The 5,010-nt window shown below is 62.6% G+C and carries 5 protein-coding genes and 1 pseudogene; 3 read left to right on the forward strand and 3 right to left on the reverse strand.

Going from position 1 to position 5,010, the window contains the following annotated elements; genetic code table 11:
• Window positions 1–182, reverse strand: a pseudogene (locus tag FHW75_RS26590) (outer membrane assembly protein); the annotation flags it as partial.
• A gap of 197 nt (window positions 183–379) precedes the next feature.
• On the opposite strand from FHW75_RS26590, the gene FHW75_RS26595 reads away from it, so the two are divergent.
• The gene (locus FHW75_RS26595) at window positions 380–1,072 is read left to right on the forward strand and encodes a response regulator transcription factor (RefSeq protein ID WP_025755066.1); all 693 of its coding nucleotides are present in this window, start codon (window positions 380–382) and stop codon (window positions 1,070–1,072) included.
• A complete protein-coding gene (locus FHW75_RS26600) occupies window positions 1,069–2,334 on the forward strand; it encodes an ATP-binding protein (RefSeq protein ID WP_183675246.1) in 1,266 nt (421 codons plus the stop codon). The genes FHW75_RS26595 and FHW75_RS26600 overlap by 4 nt, the downstream gene beginning before the upstream one ends.
• Window positions 2,335–2,385: 51 nt before the next feature.
• Here the strand turns inward: FHW75_RS26600 and FHW75_RS26605 are convergent, their stop codons facing one another.
• Complete coding sequence (locus FHW75_RS26605) at window positions 2,386–3,570, reverse strand: MFS transporter (RefSeq protein ID WP_019099394.1); 1,185 nt, start codon at window positions 3,568–3,570, stop codon at window positions 2,386–2,388.
• Between the two features lie 179 nt (window positions 3,571–3,749).
• On the reverse strand, window positions 3,750–4,631 hold the full coding sequence (locus FHW75_RS26610) for a LysR family transcriptional regulator (RefSeq protein WP_016714070.1): 882 nt from the start codon (window positions 4,629–4,631) through the stop codon (window positions 3,750–3,752).
• Window positions 4,632–4,801: 170 nt separating this feature from the next.
• On the opposite strand from FHW75_RS26610, the gene FHW75_RS26615 reads away from it, so the two are divergent.
• Window positions 4,802–5,010: thiamine pyrophosphate-binding protein (locus tag FHW75_RS26615; protein ID WP_033736270.1), on the forward strand; the 209-nt coding region annotated here is incomplete at its 3' end.

Here is a 5,010-nt window from a genome sequence, read left to right on the forward strand (position 1 = left end):
GAGTCCACCAGGCGGCGGTCATCCGCCTGGTCGCCGACGTTCAGCGGCAGGGCACCGAACACACTGCCGGCGGAAACCCGCTGCAGGCCGTTGACCCGGATGTCGGCGATCCTGAAGGGGGAGGCCTGAACCAGTGTGGCTTTCAGCAACAGGATGGAGAGCAACAGGCGCGGGTAGTTCATCGGGGGTTCCAGACAAGCGGATTCGGAGGGGAGCAAGCGCGGGCAACCCGCAAGCAGCGGGCGATGAGGATACGGGCGGGCTGTGTACGGCGCGGTTAGCCGAGGGTAAAGATGTGTAAAGTCCGACCGGCCGGCGGTGACAGTGCCGCCGTGGAGGGCGATCATTAACGCCCCTGCAATTGCGATATCTGGCCCCGATGATCCCCGTGCTGCTGGTCGACGACGACCGCGAACTGACTGAAATGCTCTCTTTGTACCTGGCGCGCGAAGGCTTCCAGGCCACGGCCGTGGACACTGGCGAGGAGGGCGAGGCCCAGGCGTTGTCCGGCCAGTATCAGGCGGTGGTGCTGGACGTGATGCTGCCGGGTATCTCGGGTATCGAAGTGCTGCGGCGCGTGCGTGCGCGCAGCCAAGTGCCTGTACTGTTGCTGACTGCCCGTGGCGACAACATCGACCGCATTGCCGGCCTTGAACTGGGGGCCGATGACTATGTGCCCAAGCCCAGCTCGCCGGGTGAACTGGTGGCACGCTTGCGGGCGATTCTGCGCAGGGTGCAGCCGCAGTTGATGGGCGAGGCCAGTGCCCCTGAGCAAGTGCGCACGGGTGCATTGAAAATGTGGCCGGGTCGTCGCGAAGCGCACTGGGGCGACGCCACGCTGGAACTGACCGGCTCGGAGTTCAGCCTGCTTGAGGCGTTGGCCCGCCAGGCTGGACAGCTGGTCAGCAAGCAGGACCTGTCGCTCAATGCCTTGGGCCGGCCGCTGACCCGCTACGACCGGCGCATCGATGTGCATGTCAGCAGCATCCGGCAAAAGCTCGGCCCGCGCGCTGACGGCAGCAGCTGGATCCAGAGCGTGCGTGGCATGGGCTACATGCTGATAGTCGAATGATGCGCCGGCGCCTGTTCTGGAAGCTGTTCCTGGCATTCTGGCTGGCCAACAGCCTGACCTTTCTGGTGGGCGCAGCCACCTTCATGCTGAATGACTGGCGTGGAGACAGCCCGGCACTGCGTTCGCTGCTGGCCACCGAGCTGCAGCTGTTGCAGCGCTATGGCGAACAGGCCGGTCGGCAGTTGCTGAACGTGTCGCCGCAGCCACCCGATATGCAGGTGGGCCTTTACGATAGCCAAGGACAACTGCTGGCTGGGAAGGCGGTACAAGTGGTCCGTTTCGAGCAAGCCTTACGCGACAGCGAGGGCCGCCCGCTGGTGCTGCGGGCCTCGGTGGCCACAACCGTTGGCGAGCCACCACGTCCGCGCGGGATGGGCCCTTTGTTTACCGGCACGTTGATGAGTGCGTTGTTTGCCTTCTTGTGCAGCCTGTACCTGACACGCCCGCTGGCGTGGCTGCGTGAAGCGATGGGCCAGGTGGCCCAGGGCCGGTTCGACGTGCGCGTGAAACCCCGGCTTGGCAAACGCCGTGACGAGATTGTCGAGCTGGCCGAAGACTGTGACCGTATGGCCGGTCAACTCAAGGCCCTGGTGCAGGCGCAACAGAACCTGCTGCATGACATTTCCCACGAGCTACGTTCACCACTGACCCGTATGCATGCCGCCATCGGCCTGATGCGTCAGCAACCCGACCGGCTCGATATGCTGGAACGGGTCGAACGTGAGTCGCGGCGAATGGACGACCTGATCGAGCAGTTGCTGACCCTGGCCCGCGCTCAGGCGCGGCAGGGCAACCGCGACTTTGCCAGCGTGGATGTGGTCGAGTTGCTGGCGCAGATCGTCGAGGACGCCCGTTTCGAGGCGGGTATGAAACAGTGTCAGGTGTCGTTGCATGCCCAAGGTATGTTTCTCATCCACGGGCATGAGGAGCTGCTGTACCGGGCATTCGAGAACATCATCCGCAACGCTGTGCGCTATACCGCAGCCGGTACGGAGGTGCTGGTGCAGGCCTCGCTGGCGCCGGGCGGGCAATGGTTGCAGGTCAGTGTCAGCGACCATGGGCCGGGCGTAGAGCCGGCCCGCTTGCAGCGCATCTTCGAGCCGTTCGATCGGGGCACCGATGACAGTGGCGATGGCTTTGGCCTGGGGCTGGCGATTGCACAGCGGGCTATTGCGTTGCACGGCGGCAGCATCACGGCGCTGGCTGCCGACAGTGGCGGGTTGCGGGTACGCATCGAGCTGCCGCGGGCCAGCCCTGCCTGAATTCAGGGCTGAGTTACCGGGCGTTTCGCACACCCGCTGGGTGCGGGTATTTCAATGGCCGCCTTTCATCCGTCGCGCCACCCGATAAATCCCCAACCCGACCAGTGCCGTCGCCGCGCCAATGTAGCCGGTACTTGTCCAGCCCATGCCTGCGGTAATCGCCATGCCACCCAGCCACGGCCCCAATGCATTGGCCAGGTTGAACGCCGCATGGTTCGATGCCGCTGCCAGGCTTGGTGCTTCATGGGCAATGTCCATCAGGCGGATTTGCAGCGGCGCTGCCAGGGCAATCATGGTACCCACCAGGCCGATACCCAAAAGCAGGCTCCACAGTGCCTGGGCAGCGAAGGTGAAGAACAGCAGTACGGCAATCGACCACACCAGCACCAGCCCCACCGCGCGGAACTGCAAGCGATCAAACAGTTTGCCGCCAGCGATGTTGCCGACGATACCGCCCACGCCGAACGCCGCCAGGCCGAATGGAATCCACTGTGGTGACACCTGGGTTACTTGCAGCATGGTCGGTGCCAGGTAGCTGAATACACAGAACATGCCGGCAAAGCCGATCGAAGCGATTGCCAGCGCCATCCATACCTGCGGGAGGGCGAAGGCTTGCAGCTCCTTGCGCGGGTCGCTGCGGACTTCGTCGTGGCGCTGGGGCACGAAGCGCCACACCAGGGCGATGGTGCACAGGGCAATCGCGCCGACCAGCACGAATGCCGAACGCCAACCGAAGTACTGGCCCAGGAAGGTGGCCACCGGGTTGCCGAGCAACATGGCCAAGGTCAGGCCCATCATCACCCGGGCAACGGCACCCGCTCGGTGGTCCTTGGGCACCATGCTCGAGGCCACCACTGCGGCAATGCCGAAGTAGGCGCCGTGGGGCAAGCCGCTGATGAAGCGGAAGGCAACCAGGCCGCTGAACGAGGGGGCAAAGGCCGTGGCCAGGTTGCCCAGGGCATACAGCAGCATCAACAGCAACAACATGTGCTTGCGCAGCAGTTTGGCACCCAGAATCGCCAGTGTCGGGGCGCCAACCATCACCCCCAGTGCATAGGCGCTGATGGCGTGGCCCACCTGCGGCTCGCTCAATTGCAGGTCGTTGGCGATGTCGGGCATCAGGCCCATGATGGCGAACTCGCCGGTGCCGATGGCAAAGCTGCCCAATGCCATGGCGGCTTCCATCTTGGCGACGGTGGTTTTGCTGGGAAGAGGGGGGTGTTCCTGGACTGACATCGGGATCCTTACTGAAACATGCTGAAACGTTCAAGGCGGGATCATAGTCAATGTTCGCTTGAAACGTCGAGGACGCTGGACAGCTTCCTCCGCATCTGCTGGGTTCAGGCAGGTTCTGCTGCCGAGCTTACGAATGCCTCTGGAGCGGCCTGAATGCGAATGGAGTACAAGTGTGCCCCTCAGCGCTCCAGATAATGTGTCTGCGCGGCAAAATCGATGAACCGCTTGCTGGCCAGCGACAGGTATTCCCCCGACCGCCAGCACAGGCGGAAGCTCATCAGTTGCGCTGGTCGGAACGGCACCCCGACGATGCCCGGTGTGCGCTGCTGCACCGAGCGTAGCAGGGTCGCCACGCCCATGTTGTCCAGTGCGGCCTGCACCACCAGCGAGACGAAGTTGCTCTGCAGCGCCACCTGATAAGTAATGCCATGTTCGGCGAAGAACGCGTCCAGCAGGTGACGTTGCACGAACGTTCGGTCGAACACCACCATATCGGTATTGCGCAGGTCTTCCGCCGTGAGGAAGGCCTTGCCCGCATAGGCGTGGTCGGGGTGCATGCACGCCAGCATCTCGTCACTGCCCAGCAGGATCGACTCCTTGTCGGGCGGCACGCGCCTGGACTCCAGCAGTGCAAGGTCGATTTCACGCTGTTCCAGGCGGTGGCCAATGTCCTCGGCACTGCCTTCGAACACGGTCATGGCAATGCCTGGGTATAGCTTGCGAAAGGCATTCATCAAGCCGGGCACATAGTGCAGGCCGAACATCGGGGGAATACCCAGACGCACTTCACCGCGTTTCAGGTCGGCCATGTCGCGCAGTTCTTGCCGGGCGACATCCATCTCACGCAGGGCCGATGCAATGCGCGGCAGAAACTGTTCGCCTTCGGCGGTGAGGATCACCTTGCGCGTAGTGCGGTTGAACAGGGTGACCCCCAGTTCTTCTTCCAGCCGGGTTACGGCCATGCTCAGTGCCGGCTGGGCGATGTGCAGGTGCTGCGCGGCTTTGGTGAAGCTGCCCTGGCGCACGATTTCGACGCAGCAGCGCAATGCCTTGAGGTTCATTGAGGCGTTCTACCATTCATAACAAGCTGTGATGCTAAGCATCATAACAATATATTTATTATTATTAACCAGAGGGCCTACGATGCGCGCCACTGAGACATCCTGCAACATCTCAGTCACGCAGTGTCATAACGCTGCAATCCCACAAAGATTTTGAGGTAGTACCCCAAATGGCCAAGGCCGCCGATGTCGTTGTGCAATGCCTGGAAAACGAAGGTGTCGAGTATGTGTTCGGCATTCCCGGTGAAGAAAACCTCGACCTGCTCGAATCCCTGCGCAAGTCGAAGATCAAGCTGGTACTGACCCGTCACGAGCAGTCTGCAGGCTTTATGGCCGCCACCTATGGCCGTCTGACCGGCAAGACCGGCGTCAGCCTGTC

The organism is Pseudomonas sp. OG7 (assembly GCF_014192825.1).
Lineage (GTDB): Bacteria > Pseudomonadota > Gammaproteobacteria > Pseudomonadales > Pseudomonadaceae > Aquipseudomonas > Aquipseudomonas monteilii.

What these genes read in the sequence shown, in the direction of transcription:
- FHW75_RS26595 (WP_025755066.1), top strand. Translation starts at nt 380, where the DNA reads ATGATCCCCGTGCTGCTGGTCGACGACGACCGCGAACTGACTGAAATG.
- FHW75_RS26600 (WP_183675246.1), top strand. Translation starts at nt 1,069, where the DNA reads ATGATGCGCCGGCGCCTGTTCTGGAAGCTGTTCCTGGCATTCTGGCTG.
- FHW75_RS26605 (WP_019099394.1), bottom strand. Translation starts at nt 3,570, where the DNA reads ATGTCAGTCCAGGAACACCCCCCTCTTCCCAGCAAAACCACCGTCGCC.
- FHW75_RS26610 (WP_016714070.1), bottom strand. Translation starts at nt 4,631, where the DNA reads ATGAACCTCAAGGCATTGCGCTGCTGCGTCGAAATCGTGCGCCAGGGC.